We start from the raw sequence: 19,691 nt of genomic DNA, 5'->3' as shown, positions 1-19,691 counted from the left end.
CGTGATGGAATCCTGCCACCAGTGGCAGAAATGCCGGACTACGTTGATTTTCTGCCATTGAGGTGCCAGCATGGGCGGATGCTGACCAACGTGGCCGTTCTGGCCTTCGAGGGTGTCGCCCCCTTCGAGCTCGGCGTGCTGTGCGAGGCGTTCGGCCTCGACCGCACCGCGCACGGTGTCCCGAAGCTCGAGTTCGCCGTCTGCGCCGAGTCGCCCGACCCGATCCCCACGTCGATGGGCTTCTCGCTCCAGGTCCACGAGGGCCTCGAGCGGGTGCGGGACGCCGATCTCGTGGCTGTCCCCGCGACGCCGCGCGGTCGGTTGGCGCCCGGGCCGGTGATCGACGCCATCCGTGAGGCTTACGACCGGGGCGCCCGGATCCTCTCCGTCTGCAGCGGGGCGTTCACGCTGGGCGCCGCCGGCCTCCTCGACGGCCGCGAGTGCACCACGCACTGGATGTACACCAAGGAGCTCCAGACCCGGTTCCCCGAGGCCAAGGTCGTGCCCGAGGTGTTGTACGTCGACACCGGCCAGGTCGTGACCAGCGCCGGAACCGCGGCCGGCCTGGACGCCTGCCTGCACATCTGGAGGCAGGAGTACGGCGCTGCGGTGGCGAGCATGGTCGCCCGGCGCGCCGTCGTACCCCCGCACCGCGACGGCGGCCAGGCGCAGTTCATCGCTCGCGCGGTGCCCGACTGCGACGCCGACACCCTGCGGCCGCTGCTGACCTGGATCCTCGAGAACATCGCCGAGGAGCACAGCGTCGACTCGCTCGCGCGGCGTGCGCTGATGTCACCCCGCACCTTCGCCCGGCGGTTCCGCGACGAGACCGGCACGACCCCGCACAGCTGGGTGACCGCGCAGCGGGTCGCCGCCGCCGAAGAGCTGCTCGAGACCACCGAGCAGCCGGTCGAGTGGATCGCCAACGAGGTGGGCTTCGGCAACGCCGCCGCGCTCCGGCACCACTTCCAGCGGGTCCGCGGCGTGAGTCCGCTGCAGTACCGGCGGACGTTCTGCCCGGCACCCACCGAGGCGACCGCCTGAGGCGAAACCCAGCGGCCCCGCAGCCGACCACCTAGTCTCGTGCGCGGGAGGGCTCTCGAATGCGCGCGGCACTGGGACTGGCCGGCGTGATGCTGCTCGCCGGCCTGGGGCCGGGACCGTCGGCACGCGCCGTCGATGCGACGTCGCCGGACCCGGTCCGGATCCTGCTGGTCGGCGACTCGGTGACCCAGGGGTCCTCCGGAGACTGGACCTGGCGGTACCGGCTCTGGCGACACTTCGTCGCAGCCGGGGTGCCGGTGGACTTCGTCGGACCGCGCAGCGACCTGTGGGACAACCTCACCGACCAGCCCGGATCGATGGCATACGCCGACCCGCGGTTCGACAAGGATCACGCCGCCCGCTGGGGCATGCAGGCGTTCGTCCCTGACGTCCCCGCCGGCCGGCTGGTGGAGGACCACCGACCGGACGTGGTGGTGGTGATGCTGGGCGTCAACGACCTGCTGTACGGCGCTTCACCGGAGGCCGTTGCCGGTCGGACCGTTGAGCTCGTCGACGAGGTGCACGCGGCCGACCTGGAGGTCGACGTGGTGCTCGCCGAGGCCACCCAGACCTGGTTCCCCGGCGTGACCGAGTTCAACGACCTCCTCGATGACGTCGCCTCCGAGGTCGATGACGCTACGGGCCAGGTCGTCGTGGCACGGACGGCCGCGCGATACGCGTCGGACGCAGACACCTGGGACACCTCTCACCCCAATGCGCAGGGTGAGGTCAAGATCGCGGCCGCCGTCGCTGACGGGCTCTCCGAGGTCGGCGTCGGTCCGCCGGCCTCTCGACCGCTTCCCGCCGTGCCGGTCGGACCCCGGAGCGGTGCCGAGGTCACCGCCGTCGCCGGCGACGGCTTCATCACGCTCGCGTGGACCGGTCCTCCCGGCGCGACGGCACAGCTGGTCTGGGGGAGGGACGTCACAGCGGACGAACGGTGGCACCGGTTCCCGTTCCCGGTCACCGGGGTGACCTGGACCGCCCACTACCTGACCAACGGCCACCGATACCGGTACCGGCTGCAGCCGATGAAGGGTGACGACGCGCCGGACGGAGCAGTGTTCTCCAACATCATCACGGCGGTCCCGTTCCGGCCGCCGGCGGCACCGTCCCGACTGCGGGCGGAGCCGCGGCAGCGCTGCACGACGCTCACCTGGCGGGAGCCGGCATTTGCGACGCGCTACACCGTGGCTCGACGGACCCCTTCCGGCTGGCGAGCCCTGGGCTCGACGCAACGGCCGCGGTTCATCGCGGAGCGGCTGCCGAACGTTCCCGCGTGGCAGTTCCGGGTGCGGGCCTGGCACCGCGACGTCGCCGGACAGGCGGAGCGGATCAGGGTCTTGCGGGGCAGGTCGGCCGGAAGCTGCGAGTAACATCCGCGCCACGCCTGGGCCCACTTCCGGCAGGGGACCCGCTGGCTGCTCGCCCATCTCCCGGGCTAGCTCTATCCGGCCGTGAGCTCCGTGCGGCGCACCTTCCCGGTGAGCGTGCGGGGCAGCGCGTCATGGAAGACGTAGGTCTTCGGTCGCTTCGGCGGTGCCAGACGGCTCCGGGCGTACGACGTCAGCGCGCTCTCGTCGACCTCGCCCACGACCGCAGCGCAGACGCGCTGTCCCCATTCCGGGTCGGGCACGCCGTAGACCGCGATCTCGACGACCCCCGGGCACGCGCCCAGCACCTGCTCCACCTCGGCCGGGTAGACGTTGACGCCCCCGCTGATGATGAGGTCCTCCCTCCGCCCGTCGAGGTAGACGTAGCCGTCGGCGTCGATCCGCCCGTGGTCGCCGACGGTGAACGCCGGCCCTTCCTCGGTGTCCCGCCACGCGGCAGCCGTCCGCTCGGGGTCGCCGTAGTAGGTGAACCGGGCGTGCTCCGGGACGACGCACCACAGCGTCCCGTCCGGGTCCGCGGTCAGCCGCCGTCCCGGCCGGGCGCGCCCGACGGTGCCAGGCCGGTCGAGCCAATCCTCGCTGCGGCAGGCGGTGAACTGTCCTTCGGTCGAGCCGTAGAACTCCCACGTCGACCCGGGAGGGAACCGCTCGATCAGCCGTCGCTTCACGTCGCTCGGGCACGGCGCGCCGGCGTGGGCGACCAGCCGGAACGACGACAGGTCGGGCGGGCTCCCCCCGGACTCGATCAGGGCGTCCCAGTGGGCGAAGAGGCGCTGGAGGTGCGTCGGTACGCAGAACATCGTCGTCGGCCGCTCGCTCTCGATCGCCGCCGTCACCGTCTCCGGATCGAAGGGACCCGGCATCACGACCCGGCCGCCGGCCAGCGCCGTGCCCATTGCGAAGCGGAGCGGCGCGGAGTGGTAGAGCGGGCCCAGCACCAGGTTGACGTCCCCGGGCCGGAAGCCCCACAGCTCGCGCTCCTCCTCGACGAGCGCGGTCGCCGCGTGCTCGTCGAGGAGACCCGACCACACCCCCTTGGGCGTGCCGGTCGTCCCGCTGGTGCAGTGCATCGGCCGGCCGCGGGGGAGTCCGGGCGCCGGGAGGGTCGCGGCGAGATCCGCCAGCGCCCGCTCGTCCTCGATGACCAGGGTCGGGTCGAGCCCGGACAGGATCCGCTGCCGCTCGGTCGTGGTGAGACGCGGGTCGAGCGGGATCGGGAAGACGCCGGCGGTCAGCAGGCGGACCACGACGTCGAGGTACGCCTGAGATCCCCGGACCAGGAGGGCCACGCGGTCACCCTCGAGGACAGCACCACTCCTCATGCGGATCACAGTAGGGTCCGGATGTGCGCGTCGGACTGACCGGGGGTGTCGCCTCGGGGAAGAGCTCGGTGTCGGACATCCTGCGGGAGCTCGGCGCGGTGGTGATCGACGCCGACCAGCTGGCGCGCGAGGTGGTCGAGAAGGGAACGCCCGGCCTGGACCAGGTGGTCGAGGCGTTCGGGCCGGAGGTGCTCACGGCGGACGGCGACCTGGACCGGGCCGAGCTCGGGTCGATCGTGTTCGCGGACGAGGACCGCCGGCGGGTGCTGGAGTCGATCGTGCACCCGCTCGTGTTCGAGCGGATCGTCGCGCTCGAGGAGGCCGCGAGCGGCGCCGACCTCGTCGTCCACGACATTCCGCTGCTCGCCGAGTCCGGGCGGGCGGAGACCTTCGACGCGGTGATCGTGGTCGACGTCCCGACGGAGGTCCAGGTCGAGCGGATGGTCCGCGACCGCGGCTGGACCCGCGAGGAGGCCGAGGCCCGGATCGCCGCTCAGGCCAGCCGGGAGGACCGGCGGGCCGTTGCGACGTACGTCATCGACAACACGGGGACGCTGGAGGAGCTGCGGGCGCGGGTGCGCGAGGTTCACGCGGAGCTCACGCGCGAGCGCGCTTGAGACTGGCGCCCGCCGACACGGCGCAAGCTTCGAGGCGGCTCGCTTCGCTCGCGAGGGCGAAGTTTCCGCCGGGTCGGCTGCTGCGCCGTGGCTCGCTTCGCTCGCCGCCGCCTCTGGTTGCGGCCAGCAGTTTGCCGTCAGGCCGCGAGGTCGGGGTCGCCCAGCCGGCGCAGCTTCTGGAGCGCCTCGCGCTCCAGCTGGCGGACCCGCTCGGCGGAGATGCCGTGCTTGGCGCCGATGTCGGCGAGCTTGTGCTGGCGGCCGTCGACCAGTCCGTAGCGAGACCGGATGATGTCGGCGGCCCGCTCGTCGAGCTGCCCCACCAGCCGGTTGAGCCGGTCGCGGGCCTCGGTGTCGAGGACCGTGAGGTCGGGGCTGGGGGAGGTCTCCTGCGCCATCAGGTCACCGAGCGAGGTGTCGCCGTCCTCGTCGACGGGCGTGTCGAGGCTGACGTGCTCGCGGCCCCACGACATCAGGTCGAGGACCCGGTCGAGGTCCATGCCGAGCTCGACCGCGATCTCCCTGGGCTCCGGGTCGCGACCCAGCTGACGCTCGAGGGTGCGGCGGGCGCCGCCGACCTGGTTGAGCTCCTCGACGACGTGCACCGGGAGCCGTACGACGCGCGCCTGCTGCGCGATGCCGCGGGTGATCGCCTGCCGGACCCACCAGGTCGCGTAGGTCGAGAACTTGTAGCCCTTCGCGTAGTCGAACTTCTCGACGGCGCGGATCAGGCCGGTGTTGCCCTCCTGGATCAGGTCGAGCATCGGCATCTGAGCGCGGCCGTACTTGCGAGCGATCGAGACGACCAGCCGCAGGTTGGCGTTGATGAACTCGGTCGTCGCCTTGCGACCCTCCTCGGCCAGCCACTCGAGCTCCTCCTGGGTGGCGCGCTTGGGCGCTCCGCCCTTGGCCCGGGCGATGCGGCCCTGGTCGAGCAGGTGCTGGGCGAACAGACCGGCCTCGATGGTCTTCGCGAGCTCGACCTCGCGGGCGGCGTCGAGCAGGGGGGTGCGCGCGATCTCGTCGAGGTACAGCCCGACGCTGTCGCGGCCCTCGATCTCCCGGCCTCCGCGCTTGGTGACCACTGCTGTTGCCATCGCGACCCTCCTTCGCGTACCGACGCTGTCCCAACGCCTGTACTTCGTCTCCAACGCATCTCCGGATTGCCGTGTTCCCTGGGGGGCCGCCCGAAGAGTGCTCTCGACTCCTCAGACGTGTCAGCGGGCCGGAGAGTTGCCGCAATCCGCAACTCTCAGGGACTTCTCAGTGATCAACCCTGAGGTGACGGTGGGGTACCCACGCCTGAGATGCCCATCCGGTCGAGGATCCAGGCGAGGGTGAACGCCCGGTCGTGCCACGCGCGGTACCGGCCGGACACGCCGCCGTGGCCGGCGGCCATCTCGGTGCGCAGCAGCACGTCGGCGTCCGGCGCGGTCGCTCGGAGCCGGGCCATCCACTTCGCCGGCTCGACGTAGAGCACCCGGGTGTCGTTGAGGGACGTCTCGGCGAGGATCGGCGGGTAGGGCAGGTCGGCGACGTTGTCGTAGGGCGAGTAGGACGCGATCAGGTCGTAGGCGACCGGGTCGGCCTCGGGATTGCCCCACTCGTCGTACTCGGTGACCGTGAGCGGGAGGCTGGAGTCGAGCATCGAGGTGAGGGTGTCGACGAAGGGCACCCCCGCGACGATGCCGCCGAAAGCCTCCGGTGCCTGGTTGGCGATCGCGCCCATCAGCAGTCCGCCGGCGCTCGCGCCCTCGGCGACCAGCACATCGGGAGTGGTCCACCCGGTCGCGACCAGGTGGCGCGCACACGCGACGAAGTCGTCGAAGGTGTGCTGCTTGCGCTCGAGCTTGCCGTCGTCGTACCAGTGCCGGCCCAGCTCGCCGCCGCCGCGGACGTGCGCGATCGCGAAACCGGCCCCGCGGTCGAGCAGGGAGAGCCGCGCGACCGAGAAGTAGGGGTCGATTGACGCCTCGTAGGCGCCGTAGCCGTAGAGGAGCAGGGGCACGGGTGCCGTGCCCCCCGAGCTACCAGCACCGCGGGCGTCGGAGCGGACGACGAGCGAGATCGGGACCTGTGCGCCGTCGGGCGCGGTCGCCCACAGCCGGTGCTCCTCGTAGTCGGCCGGCTGATAGCCGCCGAGGACCGGTGCCTGCTTCAGCAGCGTGCGCTCGCGGGTGCGGACGTCGAGGTCGTAGACCGAGGCGGGCTGGACCATGCTCGTCATGCCGACCCGCACCGTCGGCTGCTCGAACGACGGGTTGCTGCCCGCGCCCGACGTCGCGAGCTCACCGGGGAACTCCACCAGCCAGTCGTCGGCGATGCCGTCCGGCCCGAGGTCGAGGATCCTGACCCGGGGCAGGCCGCCGCTGCGTTGCTGGACGACCAGGTGGCCGGCGTAGGCGTCGACGTCCTCGAGCCGGACCTCGAGGTCGTGGGCCAGCAGCGGTACCCACTCGGAGCGGCTGGTGGGCCGCGGAGGAGCGGTGGCGAGCTCGAACTCCGGGCCGGTCGCGTTGTGGAGGACCAGGAAGGTGTCCTCGCCCGCGATGACGGCATGCTCGAGGGCGTACTCGACGCCCTCCTCGCGCTCGGCGAAGCACCACGGCTCCGCGGTCGGGTCCGCCGCGTCGAGGACGTGGTACTCGGAGGTGTTCTTGGCGGAGGTGGCCACGACGACGTAGCGCCGGCTGCGGGTGCGGCCGACGCCCACCCAGAACCTGCCGTCCGGCTCGTGGAAGACCAGGTCGTCGGCGGCCTGGTCGGTGCCGAGACGGTGGCGCCACACCTTGTCGGCCCGCCAGGTCTCGTCGACGGTCGAGTAGTAGAAGTGGTCGGGGGTCGCGCCCCAGGTGACACCGCCCAGCACTCCGGTCAGCTGGTCCTCGAGCAGGTCGCCCGACGCGAGGTCCTTGACCCGCACGGTGTAGCGCTCGTCGCCCACGACGTCGGTCGAGTAGGCCAGGAGCCGGTCGTCGGGACTGATCGAGGAGCCGCCGAGGGAGAAGAACTCGTGGCCCTCCGCCAACGCGTCGAGGTCGAGCAGCAGCTGCTCGCCCGGCAGCGCCGGCTCGTCCGGCCGCGCGGCCTCGGCGGGGCGCGGGGGAGCCCAGCTGGCGGGGTCCACGACCGGCACCCGGCAGCTGGCGCCGTACTGCCGGCCCTCGAACGAGCGTCCGTAGTACCAGTACCCGCGGACCCGGGTGGGCACCGACAGGTCGGTCTCGAGGGTGCGGGACTTGATCTCGTCGAAGATCTGCTGCCGAAGGCCCGCCAGGTGTGCGGTGCGGGTCCGGGTGTGCTCGTTCTCGGCCTCGAGGTACGCGATCACCTCGGGGTCGTCCTTGGCCCGGAGCCATTCGTAGTCGTCGGTGCGAGACCGGCCGTGGTGGGTGGCGGTCACCGGCCGGCGAGCGGCGATCGGGGCCGACGAATCGGTGGGGAGTGCGGACACGTCGGTCACCGTATCCGGCGAGCGGGGATCCACAGGCACCGGCGGATTCCTGTGGAGTGCGAGCAGATTCTGTGGAGGAAGTACGCCGCTCCTGTGGAGGAGCCTGTGGGACTCGAAGAATGTCGAAAATCTTCCGAGAAAGGGGTTGTGCGGGCGCTCCGGCGCAGCGTAGAACTCTCCCTACCGAAACGGATCGCAGGGCCTCCGGGCCAGGCGAGAAGGATCGGGGAGTCGGACGGAAGTCCTCTCTTACCTGCGGGGCAACCTGCGGGCGTCGGCCACGGTGGCGGGTCCGGCGGAGAGTTCGGAAGTCCGGGTCGATCGGGGCCACCGCAGCCGATCAAGCCGAGGGCCTCCTGATGCTCATACCATCAAGAGGCCCTCACCTAGTTTTGCCTGTGCGAGCGTGTCGCACACCGCACGCTACTGCCCGCGGGTGACGGGAGTGCGACGGGCGCTTTGCGGGCGGATTACGGATCGGTCGGCATCTCGTCGGGCGGGGGATGCTGCCAGCGGGTCAGGGCGGGGTCGCCGACGGCGAAGGAGCGGACCGGGCCGACCGGCGTCTCGGCCGTCTCGAACCGCACGGTCACGACGCCCTTGCCGGAGCCCCAGACCCAGCCGCGGCCGTGCTCGTCGTGGACGACGTCCATGCCGGGCCGGTAGCCGCCGGTCGGGTCGGCGGGCGGGTCCGCGGGCGGGGGTACGGCGGCTCCGGCCCGGTCGGGCGCCGGGGGTTCCGCGATGGCGTCGGCCTCGGGATCGTCGTCCTCGTGGCCGAAGAGCTCCTCCTGGACCCAGTCGGCGAGTCCCGAGACGCCGACGCCGAGGAGTCGGACGCCCCCGGACGTGTCGAGGTCCTCGAGCAGGCGGCGGGCCAGCCGCGCGACGACGGCCTCGTCGTCCGTCGGAGACGGGAGGGTGGCCGACCGGTTGAGGGTCGTGAAGTCGTAGAGCCGCACCTTGATCGTGACCGTGCGGCCGGACATGCCGTTCTTGCGCAGCCGCCGGGCCACGTCCGCGGCCTGCCGGGTCAGCAGGCTCTCCATCAGCTTGCGGTCGGTGAGGTCCTGCTCGTAGGTGCCCTCGACGCTGACCGACTTGGTCTCCCGCTGGGCCTCGACCTGCCGGTCGTCCCGGGCGAAGGCGAGGTCGTGGAGCAGGTGGCCGTGCGCCTTCCCCAGCATCCGCACCAGCTCGTCCTCGCTGATCTGCTGCAGGTCGGCGATCGTGTGCACGCCGACCCGGCGAAGTCGCTCGACGGTGGCCGGGCCGACGCCCGGGATCACCGACACGTGCATCGGCCGGAGCAGGTCCTGCTCGGTGCCGGGCGGCACCACCACGAGCCCGTCCGGCTTCTCCAGGTCGCTGGCGACCTTGGCCACGAACTTCGAGCTGGCCACGCCCACCGACGCCGTCAGGCCACCGGTGACCTCCCGCACGCTGGCGCGCAGCTCCTCGGCGAAGGCCGTCACCGTCGCCACGTCGAGGTCCGCCAGCCGGGCCTGCGCCAGGTCGACGAACGCCTCGTCGAGCGAGAGCGGCTCGACGAGCGGCGAGCAGGAGCGCAGCAGGCCCAGCACCGCCGCACTGGTCGCCCGGTAGGCGTCGAACCGACCCGACAGGTACGCCGCATGAGGACACCGGGCGCGGGCCTCCCGCGTCGACATCGCGGAGCGCACGCCGTACGCCCTGGCCTCGTAGGAGGCGGTGGACACCACGCCCCGGCCGCCGATCCCGCCGACCACGACCGGCTTGCCGCGCAGCGAGGGCTTGTCGCGCTGTTCAACCGCCGCGAAGAACGCGTCGAGGTCCAGGTGGAGGACCGATGCCTGGGCGCGCACGTTGGAACCGTACGACGGGCCGGCTACCGTCCCGGCACCTGTGCGCGACACGCGCTGTCCACAGGCGGCGGCCGCGGGGATCCCGGCCGTCGGGACCGCGCCCGACGGTGGTGCCATGACCTCGACCCCGATGACCCTTCACGTCCGTTGCACCGAAGACCTGATCGCCGCGGCGCCCGTCGTTCTCGGGTTCCGACCGGCGGACTCGGTCGTCATGATCACCGCCGGGGGAGAGCACGTCTTCCACGCACGCACCAGCCTGCCCACCCGTGCCGACCCGCGGACCGCCGCCACCGACGTCGCCCAGAAGCTGATCGGTCCCGCCCGGCGCAACGGCGTCCGGCGCGTCGTCTTCCTCTTCTACAGCGACGACGAGCGGGTCGTGGGGCGGGTCTGGACCGCGCTCCGGCACGGCTGCGAGCGCGCACGCCTGCGGATCGTCGATGCGGTCCGCGTCGACGGCCGGCGCTACTACCCCCTGTTCGGCGACAAGGACCTCCGGGAGGTGGGGATCAGCTACGACGTCGCGGGCCACCCGTTCGCGGCCCAGGCCGTGCTGCACGGGATCGTGGTCGAGAAGGACCGCGACACGGTGGTCGCGACCGTCGCGCCCGACCGCGACGCCCAGCGTGCGGTCCAGGCGGCGCTCGCCCGGGCCGGCCTCGACGCGGCGCAGCCGCCGCACTCCGGCACCGACCGCCGCCGCTGGGGAGACTGGCTGCAGCGGGTCGTCGGAGACCACACCGCCCGCGGAGCCGTCGCGAGCGACGATGAACTGGCCAGGATCGGCTGGTGCATGCAGGACGTCCGGGTCCGCGACGCCGCCTGGGCACTGATCCGACGACCGGTCGCCGACCGGCACCAGGCGTTCTGGGCAGAGGCGGTGCGGCGGACCCCCGAGCCGCTGGTGCCGGCACCGGCGGCGCTGCTCGGCTGGGCCGCGTGGCAGGCCGGGCACGGTGCGCTGGCGTGGATCGCGATCGACCGTTGTCGCGAGGTCGATCCGGCCTACGGCGTCGCCGCGATCCTCGCCCACTGCCTCGACCAGGCGGTGCCGCCCGGCGCGGTCGAGGCGGACTTCGCGTGGGACGAGGGGTTGCCCGCCTGAAAGATGGCTACTGTCGCTCCATGGGCGAGGAGGTCGACGCACAGGAGTTCACCGGCGCGGACCGGACCCGGCACCGCGTGAAGGTCCGTCGATGCCTCGACGTGTTCGCGCGGATGCTGCGCGAAGCGGCGTTCGACACCGACGATCCGATGACCGGGCTCGAGGTCGAGCTCAACCTGGTCGACAAGGTCGGCGACCCCGCGCTCCGCAACGCGGAGGCGCTGGAGGTGATCGCCAACCCGGACTTCCAGACCGAGCTCGGTCAGTTCAACATCGAGATGAACTCGGCGCCCGCGACGTTGCGCGGTGGCGGGCTGACCGGGTTCGAGGAGGGACTGCGACGAAGCCTCAACGAGGCGGAGCGGCGCACGGCCGACGTCGGGGCCGAGATCGTCATGATCGGCATCCTGCCCACCCTGACCGACGAACACCTCTCGATCGACGCCATCAGCAGCAACCCGCGCTACCGCCTCCTGAGCGAGCAGGTGCTGGCCGCCCGGGGCGAGGACATCACCATCGAGATCCGCGGCGCCGACCTGCTCCGCACCACGGCCGACTCGATCCTCCCCGAGGCCGCGTGCACGAGCACTCAGTTCCACGTCCAGACCCCGCCGGATCGCTTCGCCGCCTATTGGAACGCATCGCAGGCGATCGCCGGTGTGCAGGTCGCCCTCGCGGCGAACTCGCCGTACCTCCTCGGCAAGCAGCTGTGGCGGGAGACCCGCATCCCCCTCTTCGAGCAGGCCACCGACACCCGCAGCGAGGAGCTCAAGGCCCAGGGCGTGCGGCCGCGGGTGTGGTTCGGGGAGCGCTGGATCACGTCGGTCTTCGACCTGTTCGAGGAGAACGTCCGCTACTTCCCGGCGTTGCTGCCGGTGACCGACGACGAGGACCCGCTGACGGTCCTCGAGGCAGGTGGCACGCCGAACCTCTCGGAGCTGCGGCTCCACAACGGCACCATCTACCGGTGGAACCGTCCGGTCTACGACATCGCCGGCGGGAGGCCGCACCTCCGCGTCGAGAACCGCGCGCTCGCGGCCGGACCGACCGTCGCCGACATCGTCGCCAACGCCGCGTTCTACTTCGGGCTGGTGCGCACCCTCGCCGAGAGCCAACGCCCGCTGTGGTCGCAGATGTCGTTCAGCGCGGCGGAGGAGAACTTCCACGTCGCGGCCCGCGACGGGATCGAGGCCGAGATCTACTGGCCGGGCGTCGGCCGGGTGCGCGCGACCGAGCTGGTGCTGCGCCGGTTGCTGCCGATGGCTTACGAAGGGCTGGCTGCCTGGGGCGTCGACCGCTCGGAGGCCGAGCACTACCTCGCGATCATCGAAGGCCGCTGCCTGACCAACACCAACGGAGCCGAGTGGTTCGTCCGGCAGATGGCCGAGCGCGAGGACGAGGAACGCTACGACGCGATCCGGTCGGTCCTTGCCGTCTACCGCGACGGGATGCACGCCAACGTCCCCGTCCACCGCTGGTAGACGACGGGCGTAGAGGCAAGCGCGTCACCGCACCCGGATCCGCTTCCAGGTGCGACACACGCCGGTCCGCGGGTCGTGCCAGCTGCGCCGGGTGACGATCACCAGGCCGAGCGCGAGCCCGAGCTCGCCCCCTGCGGCGTGCACCGCGGCTGACCAGGCGCCGTCGACGTCGTGCGGGGCGGTGTCGCCGCGCCGGGTGAGCCACAGCAGGGGCACCACCCCTTTCTCGACCGCAGGCCTGAGCATCGCCTCGACGATGTCGGTGCGCACCGCGTGGTCGAGCGGCGGCGTGATCTCGAACTGTCGGGAGCGGACGCCGGGCACGCCGACGTTGAGTGCCGGAGGGAACTCCCGGCGGCGCTCCGCGAGAGCGTGGTCGACGACGGCCCGGCGCAGCAGCTGCTGCACGGTCCGGTCGACGGGCTCCCGGAGCCCACCCGCGCCGTCGTACCCCATGCGCGGCAGCCTGCCCGATCGTGACCGTCCCCGCCGCGCTCCTCCACAAGCCTCACCTTCGACGAACGGTCGACGACCCCCACCGCTCAGGACTAGCCTCCGAACCGGGGAGGCCTCCAGGAGGCAGGAAGACAGATGGACAAGCGGATCGCCGTCATCGTCGGCATCGTCCAGGTCGGAGTCCTCACGGCGTGCGGAACGGACGAGTCCGCGGACCGTCCGGAGAGCCGCGGCGAGCTGACCATCTACTCGAGCCTCCCGCTGCAGGGCGACTCCCGTCCGCAGTCCGAGGACATCGTGCGCGCTTTCGAGCTCGCCCTGGATGAGCGCGAGGGGCGTGCGGGTGGCTACGACATCAAGTACGTGTCGCTCGACGACGCCGACCCGGAGGTCGGCTCCTGGACGCCCGAGCGGGTCGCGGCCAACGCCTGGGAGGCCGCGAACGACCCGAGCACCGTCGCCTACCTCGGTGACTTCAACTCCGATGCGACGATGGTCTCGCTCCCGATCCTCAACGATGCCGGCATCGCGCAGGTCTCGCCCTCCAACACCTACGCGGGCTTGACCCGCAGCGACGGCGGGGAGCCCGGGGAGCCCGACGTCTACTACCCGTCGGGGAAGCGGACCTACGCACGCGTGGTCCCGGCGGACCACGTGCAGGCGGGCGCGCTCGTCGGTGAGATGAGGGAGCGGGAGTGCTCGACGGTGTTCATCGTCCACCACGACGAGACCTACGGTCTCGGGCTGGCCGACGCCGTGGAGCGCAGCGCCGCCGATGCCGGCCTGGACGTCGTCGGTCGGGTCACCCTGGACGAGCCCGGGTCGTTCGGCCAGGTGAGGTCGGCGGCTCCGGACTGTCTCCTGTTCGCCGGTATCACGATGGACGGCGCCACCCAGGTCGCGAACGACGCGGGCCAGGCCCTGCCCGAGCTGCGGATGTTCTTCCCCGACGGATGTGCCGAGCTGGCGTTCACCGACGGGATCGACGAGGAGGTCGAGGACCGGGTCTTCCTCACCAACCCGACGCTCGACGAGCTGGAGTTCCCGGCGGCCGGGCAGCGGTTCTACCGCGACTTCCACGAGGTGTACGGACACGACCCCGAGCCGTACGCCATCTACGGCTACGAGGCGATGAGCCTGGTGCTCGACGCCATCGATCGTGCCGGTGACGACGCCGGATCGGACGACGCCGGGCGCGCCGCCGTCGTGGAGGCGGTCTTCGGCACGAAGGACCGCGAGTCGGTGCTCGGTACCTACGACATCGACGACTACGGCGACACCACGTTGACGGCGTACGGCGCGTACGCCGTCCTCGACGGTGCCGTGGCCTTCGACCACGTCATCGAGCCGGTCGTGGTCGAGCCCACCACCGGGCCGGAGATCACCGACCCACCCGCGCCGCCCACGGAGGAGACCACGGAGGCCGAGGAGCCGGGCGCGGCGAGCCCGATCGAGGGCACCTGGCAGGGCGGTGAGGTCACAGAGGCGATGGTCGCCGAGGAGTGGGGCCGCAAGGCGGCGCGCTTCGTCTTCGAGGCCAACGGTGCCGAGCAGCACCTCGCGAGCATCCTCGAGCTGCACGGCGACGTGTGGCAGGCACTCGTCAGCGTCGACGGCGGCCCCGCCGAGCCGGCACAGGAGGGCACCTTCAGCGTCCAGGGTGACCGGATCCTCTTCGAGGAGACCGGGCTCGCGTCGTACGAGTACCGCTACACGCTCGAGGGCGACACGCTGCGGATCACGCTCGTCGGCAGCGACGCCGCACCCGCTGCGCCCGGCGTCCCCGACGACGTCTTCCAGTTCGCCCACCTCGAGGCGGCACCGTTCCGCAAGGTGGGCTGACCGCGGCTCAGCGGCGAGCCGTCGCGTTGATCCGCGCCGCCTGCCGGTTGAGGTGGTCACGCTCGGCCAGGTTCGGCGCTACCAGGGCCGCCTGCGCATACAGGCGGGCGGCCGTCACCGGGTCGCCGTCGCGGTCGTGGAGGTACGCCGCGACCGCGGTGTAGCGGGGGAGGGAGGGGTCCAGCCGGGCCAGCGCCGCCAGACCGGCCCGGGCACCGTCGGCCTCGCCGACCGCGACCGCCCGGTTGAGACGGGCGATCGGGCTGTCCGTCACCCGCACCAGCTCGTCGTACCACTCGACGATCTGGACCCAGTCGGTCTCTTCGGCGCGCTGGGCGTCGGCGTGAAGAGCCGCGATGGCGGCCTGCGCCTGGAACTCCCCGACCTGGTCGCGGGCAAGTGCCCGCTGCAGGATCTCCACTCCCTCCGCGATGAGGCCGGTGTCCCACCGGCTCCGGTCCTGCTCGGCGAGCGGCACCAGGCTGCCGTCGGCCCGCTTCCGTGCGGGACGACGGGCGTGGTGCAGCAGCATCAGGGCGAGCAGGCCGGCGACCTCAGGGTGGTCGGAGAGGGTCGCGAGCTGACGCGTCAGCCGGATCGCCTCGGCGGCGAGGTCGACGTCGCCGGAGTAGCCCTCGTTGAAGACCAGGTAGAGGACCCGGACGACGGTGGCGACGTCACCGGTCTGGTCGAACCGGACGTCCGCGACCGTGCGCTTGGCGCGGCTGATCCGCTGGCCCATCGTCGTTTCGGGCACGAGGTAGGCCTCGGCGATCTGGCGGGTCGTCAGACCGCCGACGGCACGCAGGGTCAGCGCCACCGCCGAGGCGGGCGTCAGCGACGGGTGCGCGCAGAGGAAGTAGAGCTGGAGCGTGTCGTCGAGGGCCGCGCCGGCGCCGGGCGACGGCTCGGCCTCGAGCCGCTCCTCCCGCCGCCGGCGAGAGGCGTCCGCGCGGGTGGCGTCGATGAACTTGCGCCAGGCCACCTTCACCAGCCAGGGCTTCGGGTCGCGCGGAGGGTTCTCCGGCCACACCCGCAGCGCCTCGAGCAGGCTCTCCTGGACGGCGTCCTCGGCCGCCGCGAAGTCGGCTCCGCGGCGGACGAGGATGCCGATGACGGCAGGGGTCAGGGACCGCAGCAGGGTCTCGTCCACCGCCGCCTCCATCCGGGTCACTCCGTCACGGTGGGAGGCTCGGCCATGAACGGCCGGACCTCGAGCCACTCGTGGATCGGCTTCCCTCCGGCACCGGGCGCGGCCGACAGCTCGCCTGCGAGCTCGATCGCCCGGTCGTAGCTGTCCACGTCGATCACGTACCACCCGGCGATCAGGTCCTTGGTCTCGGCAAAGGGTCCGTCGGTGACCGGCGGACGACCCTCGCCGTCGTACCGGACCCAGGCGCCCTCGGGTGCGAGTGCCTGCCCGTCGACGAACTCGCCGGTCGTCTCGACCCGAGAGGCGAAGTCACGCATGAACTGGATGTGGTCCGAGATCTCCTCCGGCGTCCACTGGTCCATCGGCACGTTGTTCGCCGGTTCCGGTGCGCCCCGGTAGTGCTTCAGCAACAGGTACTTGGCCATCGTGATGTCTCCTCAGGGTGTGGTGCGACCCATTGTGGCCGCGGTCGGGGAGGAGACGGAGCCGCGCGCGCGTTCTCGACATAGGGTGGCGGGCATGGCGACGGTGGTGACCGGGTACGTACCGAAGCCCGAGGGCGAAGCGGCCCTGCTGGCCGGGATCGAGGAGGCGCGGCGTCGTGGCGCGCGGCTGGTCGTGGTGCACGCCCTGAGCGACCACGACGTGGAGCCGGCGTACCTCCGCGAGGTGCGGGGCGTGCTCGCCGACGCGGGGGTGGACCACGACCTGCGGGTGCTGGAGCGCGGCCGCGACGCGTCCGACCAGCTGGTCGACCTGGCCGAGGAGGTCGCGGCCGACCTGATCGTGATCGGTCTGCGGCGCCGGTCGCCGGTCGGCAAGCTGATCCTCGGCTCCAACGCGCAGCGGGTCCTGCTCGACGCGTCGTGCCCGGTGCTGACCGTCAAGCCGCGCACGGGGCGGCATTGAGCGGCGGGCCGCTGGTCGACGTCGACGAGCTGGCCCGTTTGCTCGGCAGCGTCACCGTGCTCGACGTGCGCTACCGGACGGGCGGCGGGCCCTGGGGCCCCGAGGAGTTCGCCGCGGGACACCTGCCGGGCGCGTCGTACGTCGACATGGACACCGCCCTGGCCGGGGCGCCCGGTGCCGGCGGACGGCACCCGCTGCCGCGGACCGAGGTCTTCGAGGCGGAGATGCGCGCCGTCGGTGTGTCCGGTGACCGTCCCGTGGTCGTCTACGACGACTGGGCCGGCCACGCCGCCGCCCGCTGCTGGTGGCTGCTGCGCTACCACGGTCACGAGGACGTCCGGGTGTTCGACGGCGGCTGGTCGGCCTGGACGGCGGCCGCGCTGCCGGTCGAGACCGGCACCGGCGGATCTGTCGGAACCGGCGACTTCACCGCGGCGCCCGGCGCGATGCCGGTCGTGACCGCGGCCGACGTGCGCTCCGTGGACGTCCTCGTGGACGCCCGGACCGCTGTCCGCTATCGCGGCGAGACCGAGCCCATCGACCCGGTGGCGGGTCGGATACCGGGCGCGGTCAACGTGCCGACGGCGCTCAACCTCACCGTCGACGGCCGGTTCCGGCCTCCCGGAGAGCTCCGCGAGACCTACGCGGCGGTCGGCGCGACCGAGGGCGCGACGGTGGCGGCCTACTGCGGCTCGGGCGTGACGGCGGCCCACGACGTGCTCGCGCTCGAGATCGCCGGCGTCCCGGCCGCCCTCTACCCGGGCAGCTGGAGCGAGTGGATCGTCGATCCAGCCCGTCCGGTCGAGACCGGCTGAGCGGGCTGACCCGGGTCTCGATACACGCGATTCCGGGTTCGCAGGCTCACTCGGACGCGCACTCGACCTGGCCGCGCGACGCACCCCGCGCTGGCGCGCGGTCCGCTGCGCGTCTCACCAGTGCACCCCGGGGAACAGCCGGGCCATCAGCATCTGCTCGGACTCCCGGCCGCCCGGCTCGGCGGCAACCACCTCGGGCGGCGCGGGAGCGGGCTCGGGGGTGGCGTGCGACGGTCCTGCCTTGCCCTTGGCCGCCGCGCTGTCGGGGAACACCTGGTAGGCGAGGTTGAGGATCCGGAACGCCGCCTTGGGTGCGAGCGTGTGCGCGACCGCCCCTGCGTTGCCGGCGAGGGTGTTGATCTCGTGCGGCTTCTCCACCATCGCCCGGATCACCAGGTCGGCGGCCTGGGCGGGGGAGAGGGTGGGGAACTTGTCGTACATCTTGGTCGGCGCGATCATCGGCGTCCGCACCAGCGGCATGTGGATGTTGGTGAACGTGATGCCGTGGCCGACGACCTCGGAGGCGACGACGTTGCTCCAGGCGTCGAGCGCGGCCTTGGAGGCGACGTACGCCGAGAACCGCGGCGGGCTGGTCTGGACCCCGATCGAGGAGATGTTGACGATGTGGCCGGACTTCTGCTCGTGCATCTTCGGCATCAGGCCGATGAGCAGCCGGATCGCGCCGAAGTAGTTGAGCTGCATGGTGCGCTCGAAGTCGTGGAACCGGTCGTGCGACAGCCGCAGCGAGCGCCGGATCGACCGCCCGGCGTTGTTGACGACGAAGTCGACCGACGGCAGCTCGGTGGACAGTCGCTGGCAGAGGTCGTCGATGGCACCCAGGTCGGACAGGTCGCACGGGAAGACGTAGGCCTGACCGCCGCGGAGCTCGATGGTCGCCTTGGTGTCCTCGAGCTTGTCCTTGCCGCGCGCGACGAGCACCGGGATGCCGCCGGCCTGGGCGACCTTGAGCGCCGTGACCTTGCCGATGCCGGAGGAGGCGCCGGTGATGACGACGTGCTTGCCCCTGAGTGCGGCGCGGTTGCGCTTGTCGCGGCCGGTGGTCTCGTCGAGGTTCTCCTCCCAGTAGCCCCACAGCGTGCGCGCGTAGGTCTCGAGGTCGGGGACCGCGATCCCGCTGCCCGCGAGCGCTTTCTCGGTGGCCTTGGAGTCGAAGACGGAGGAGAACGAGGTGTGGCCGACGACCTCGGCGGGGATGCCGAGCCGGCCGAGGGTCTGGTCGAGCACGACCTGCGCCGGCGCCGTGCGCACCACCGCGCTGAACAGGCTCGTGGGCCGCAGCGACCTCGGGAGCAGGCGAGTCGCCCCGCCGGCGGAGTTCCGGTCGATCGGGGTGGCGAACCTGGGCGCGCCTGCGGCGTTGCAGAAGGCGTTGATCATCTCGACGACCGGCTGCGGCTCGGGGTTGACCAGGTGGAAGGCCTCTCCGTCCCGGTCGGGCAGGTGCGCGAGGTGGTCCATGGCCTTGGCGACGTAGTCGACCGGCACCAGGTTGGTGTCACCCATGTCGACGCCGACGAGCGGGAGCCAGGACGGCAGGCTGTCGCGCATCCGCTTGATGAGCGGGAAGAAGTAGTAGGGACCGTCGATCTTGTCCATCGCGCCGGTCTCGGAGTGGCCGACCACGATCGCGGGCCGGTAGACGCGCCACGGCACCGTCGACTCCTCGCGGACGATCTTCTCCGACTCGTACTTCGTGCGGTGGTACGGCGACGGCAGCGGCTGCCCCTCGTCGAACATGGTCTCGTCGAACCGGCCGTGGTAGTCGCCCGCCGCGGCGACCGAGGACACCTGGTGGAAGCAGCCCACCTGGAGCGCGTCGGCGAGCTCGAGCGCGTAACGCGTGCCCTGGACGTTCATCGCGTCGTTGGTGGACTCGTCGGCCGTCATGTCGTAGATCGCGGCGAGGTGGAAGAAGTGGTCGACCTTCCCGACGTTCTCTGCGATCCATTCGGGATCGACGCCGAGCCCGGGCTCGCCGAGGTCGCCGATGACCGGGACGACCCGCGAGGAGCCCGTTCCGTGGGTCCACTGCTGGATCATCGTCTCCATGCGGGAGAGCGACGACGGCCGGACGAGCACGAAGATCGGGCCGTCACGGTGGTCGAGGAGTTCACTGACGAGATGACGACCGATGAAGCCGGTGGCGCCGGTCACGAAGGAGGACATGGGGGGAGGGTACGCCGATGCCTGCCCCACGGTCAGTGGTCATCTCACCGGGTCTCGATACGCGC

16 protein-coding genes are annotated in these 19,691 nt (G+C 71.8%); 8 read left to right on the top strand and 8 right to left on the bottom strand.

Annotated features, from left to right (window positions below):
- Window positions 1-78: 78 nt before the first annotated feature.
- Both SHK19_RS13270 and SHK19_RS13265 read left to right on the top strand, forming a co-directional pair.
- Window positions 79-1,044 carry a GlxA family transcriptional regulator gene (locus SHK19_RS13270; RefSeq protein ID WP_322455433.1) on the top strand — a complete coding sequence of 322 codons (966 nt, stop codon included), beginning with the start codon at window positions 79-81 and terminating at the stop codon, window positions 1,042-1,044.
- Between the two features lie 59 nt (window positions 1,045-1,103).
- Window positions 1,104-2,420, top strand: a complete 1,317-nt coding sequence (locus tag SHK19_RS13265) for a GDSL-type esterase/lipase family protein (RefSeq protein WP_322936504.1) — start codon at window positions 1,104-1,106, stop codon at window positions 2,418-2,420.
- A gap of 71 nt (window positions 2,421-2,491) precedes the next feature.
- Here SHK19_RS13265 and SHK19_RS13260 read toward each other — a convergent pair whose 3' ends face one another.
- Window positions 2,492-3,760, bottom strand: a complete 1,269-nt coding sequence (locus tag SHK19_RS13260; RefSeq protein WP_322936503.1) for a class I adenylate-forming enzyme family protein — start codon at window positions 3,758-3,760, stop codon at window positions 2,492-2,494.
- Between the two features lie 23 nt (window positions 3,761-3,783).
- Between SHK19_RS13260 and coaE the strand changes: the two genes are divergently transcribed.
- Window positions 3,784-4,377, top strand: a complete 594-nt coding sequence (gene coaE, locus SHK19_RS13255) for a dephospho-CoA kinase (protein ID WP_322455430.1) — start codon at window positions 3,784-3,786, stop codon at window positions 4,375-4,377.
- A gap of 137 nt (window positions 4,378-4,514) precedes the next feature.
- Here coaE and SHK19_RS13250 read toward each other — a convergent pair whose 3' ends face one another.
- The 3 genes from SHK19_RS13250 to SHK19_RS13240 all read right to left on the bottom strand — a co-directional run bounded on the left by SHK19_RS13250 (window position 4,515) and on the right by SHK19_RS13240 (window position 9,675).
- Window positions 4,515-5,474 (bottom strand): sigma-70 family RNA polymerase sigma factor, encoded by a 960-nt coding sequence (locus tag SHK19_RS13250; protein ID WP_322936502.1) that lies wholly within the window; start codon window positions 5,472-5,474, stop codon window positions 4,515-4,517.
- A 173-nt stretch (window positions 5,475-5,647) separates the two neighbouring features.
- Window positions 5,648-7,831: a S9 family peptidase gene (locus tag SHK19_RS13245; RefSeq protein WP_322936501.1), complete on the bottom strand. Its 2,184-nt coding sequence runs from the start codon at window positions 7,829-7,831 to the stop codon at window positions 5,648-5,650.
- Window positions 7,832-8,301: 470 nt separating this feature from the next.
- On the bottom strand, window positions 8,302-9,675 hold the full coding sequence (locus SHK19_RS13240; protein WP_322936500.1) for a DNA polymerase IV: 1,374 nt from the start codon (window positions 9,673-9,675) through the stop codon (window positions 8,302-8,304).
- Window positions 9,676-9,790: 115 nt separating this feature from the next.
- Between SHK19_RS13240 and SHK19_RS13235 the strand changes: the two genes are divergently transcribed.
- Window positions 9,791-10,783 (top strand): DUF4192 domain-containing protein, encoded by a 993-nt coding sequence (locus SHK19_RS13235; protein WP_322936499.1) that lies wholly within the window; start codon window positions 9,791-9,793, stop codon window positions 10,781-10,783.
- 20 nt (window positions 10,784-10,803) lie between these two features.
- On the top strand, window positions 10,804-12,264 hold the full coding sequence (locus SHK19_RS13230; protein ID WP_322455425.1) for a glutamate--cysteine ligase: 1,461 nt from the start codon (window positions 10,804-10,806) through the stop codon (window positions 12,262-12,264).
- A 24-nt stretch (window positions 12,265-12,288) separates the two neighbouring features.
- On the opposite strand, the gene SHK19_RS13225 is transcribed toward SHK19_RS13230, so the two are convergent.
- Window positions 12,289-12,720: a hypothetical protein gene (locus SHK19_RS13225; RefSeq protein WP_322455424.1), complete on the bottom strand. Its 432-nt coding sequence runs from the start codon at window positions 12,718-12,720 to the stop codon at window positions 12,289-12,291.
- A 135-nt stretch (window positions 12,721-12,855) separates the two neighbouring features.
- Between SHK19_RS13225 and SHK19_RS13220 the strand changes: the two genes are divergently transcribed.
- A complete protein-coding gene (locus SHK19_RS13220) occupies window positions 12,856-14,562 on the top strand; it encodes a branched-chain amino acid ABC transporter substrate-binding protein (RefSeq protein WP_322936498.1) in 1,707 nt (568 codons plus the stop codon).
- Between the two features lie 7 nt (window positions 14,563-14,569).
- On the opposite strand, the gene SHK19_RS13215 is transcribed toward SHK19_RS13220, so the two are convergent.
- Entirely contained in the window at window positions 14,570-15,727 is a 1,158-nt protein-coding gene (locus SHK19_RS13215; protein ID WP_322455609.1) for an RNA polymerase sigma factor, read from the bottom strand.
- A 5-nt stretch (window positions 15,728-15,732) separates the two neighbouring features.
- Window positions 15,733-16,140, bottom strand: a complete 408-nt coding sequence (locus SHK19_RS13210; RefSeq protein ID WP_322936497.1) for a YciI family protein — start codon at window positions 16,138-16,140, stop codon at window positions 15,733-15,735.
- 94 nt (window positions 16,141-16,234) lie between these two features.
- Between SHK19_RS13210 and SHK19_RS13205 the strand changes: the two genes are divergently transcribed.
- Window positions 16,235-16,624, top strand: a complete 390-nt coding sequence (locus SHK19_RS13205) for a universal stress protein (protein WP_322455421.1) — start codon at window positions 16,235-16,237, stop codon at window positions 16,622-16,624.
- Window positions 16,621-17,439, top strand: a complete 819-nt coding sequence (locus tag SHK19_RS13200; RefSeq protein WP_322936496.1) for a sulfurtransferase — start codon at window positions 16,621-16,623, stop codon at window positions 17,437-17,439. Before SHK19_RS13205 ends, SHK19_RS13200 begins: the two co-directional genes overlap by 4 nt.
- A 114-nt stretch (window positions 17,440-17,553) precedes the next feature.
- Here the strand turns inward: SHK19_RS13200 and SHK19_RS13195 are convergent, their stop codons facing one another.
- The gene (locus SHK19_RS13195) at window positions 17,554-19,626 is read right to left on the bottom strand and encodes an SDR family oxidoreductase (RefSeq protein ID WP_322455419.1); all 2,073 of its coding nucleotides are present in this window, start codon (window positions 19,624-19,626) and stop codon (window positions 17,554-17,556) included.
- Window positions 19,627-19,691: the final 65 nt, after the last annotated feature.

This window comes from Nocardioides bizhenqiangii (assembly GCF_034661235.1).
In the GTDB taxonomy this organism is placed as follows: Bacteria; Actinomycetota; Actinomycetes; order Propionibacteriales; family Nocardioidaceae; genus Nocardioides; species Nocardioides bizhenqiangii.
This window is presented reverse-complemented; position numbering and strand designations above follow the sequence as displayed.

Coding starts and splice junctions, on each gene's coding strand:
- SHK19_RS13270 (WP_322455433.1), top strand. CDS start 79: ATGCTGACCAACGTGGCCGTTCTGGCCTTCGAGGGTGTCGCCCCCTTC.
- SHK19_RS13265 (WP_322936504.1), top strand. CDS start 1,104: ATGCGCGCGGCACTGGGACTGGCCGGCGTGATGCTGCTCGCCGGCCTG.
- SHK19_RS13260 (WP_322936503.1), bottom strand. CDS start 3,760: ATGAGGAGTGGTGCTGTCCTCGAGGGTGACCGCGTGGCCCTCCTGGTC.
- SHK19_RS13250 (WP_322936502.1), bottom strand. CDS start 5,474: ATGGCAACAGCAGTGGTCACCAAGCGCGGAGGCCGGGAGATCGAGGGC.
- SHK19_RS13235 (WP_322936499.1), top strand. CDS start 9,791: ATGACCTCGACCCCGATGACCCTTCACGTCCGTTGCACCGAAGACCTG.
- SHK19_RS13230 (WP_322455425.1), top strand. CDS start 10,804: ATGGGCGAGGAGGTCGACGCACAGGAGTTCACCGGCGCGGACCGGACC.
- SHK19_RS13225 (WP_322455424.1), bottom strand. CDS start 12,720: ATGGGGTACGACGGCGCGGGTGGGCTCCGGGAGCCCGTCGACCGGACC.
- SHK19_RS13220 (WP_322936498.1), top strand. CDS start 12,856: ATGGACAAGCGGATCGCCGTCATCGTCGGCATCGTCCAGGTCGGAGTC.
- SHK19_RS13215 (WP_322455609.1), bottom strand. CDS start 15,727: ATGGAGGCGGCGGTGGACGAGACCCTGCTGCGGTCCCTGACCCCTGCC.
- SHK19_RS13210 (WP_322936497.1), bottom strand. CDS start 16,140: ATGGCCAAGTACCTGTTGCTGAAGCACTACCGGGGCGCACCGGAACCG.
- SHK19_RS13205 (WP_322455421.1), top strand. CDS start 16,235: ATGGCGACGGTGGTGACCGGGTACGTACCGAAGCCCGAGGGCGAAGCG.
- SHK19_RS13195 (WP_322455419.1), bottom strand. CDS start 19,626: ATGTCCTCCTTCGTGACCGGCGCCACCGGCTTCATCGGTCGTCATCTC.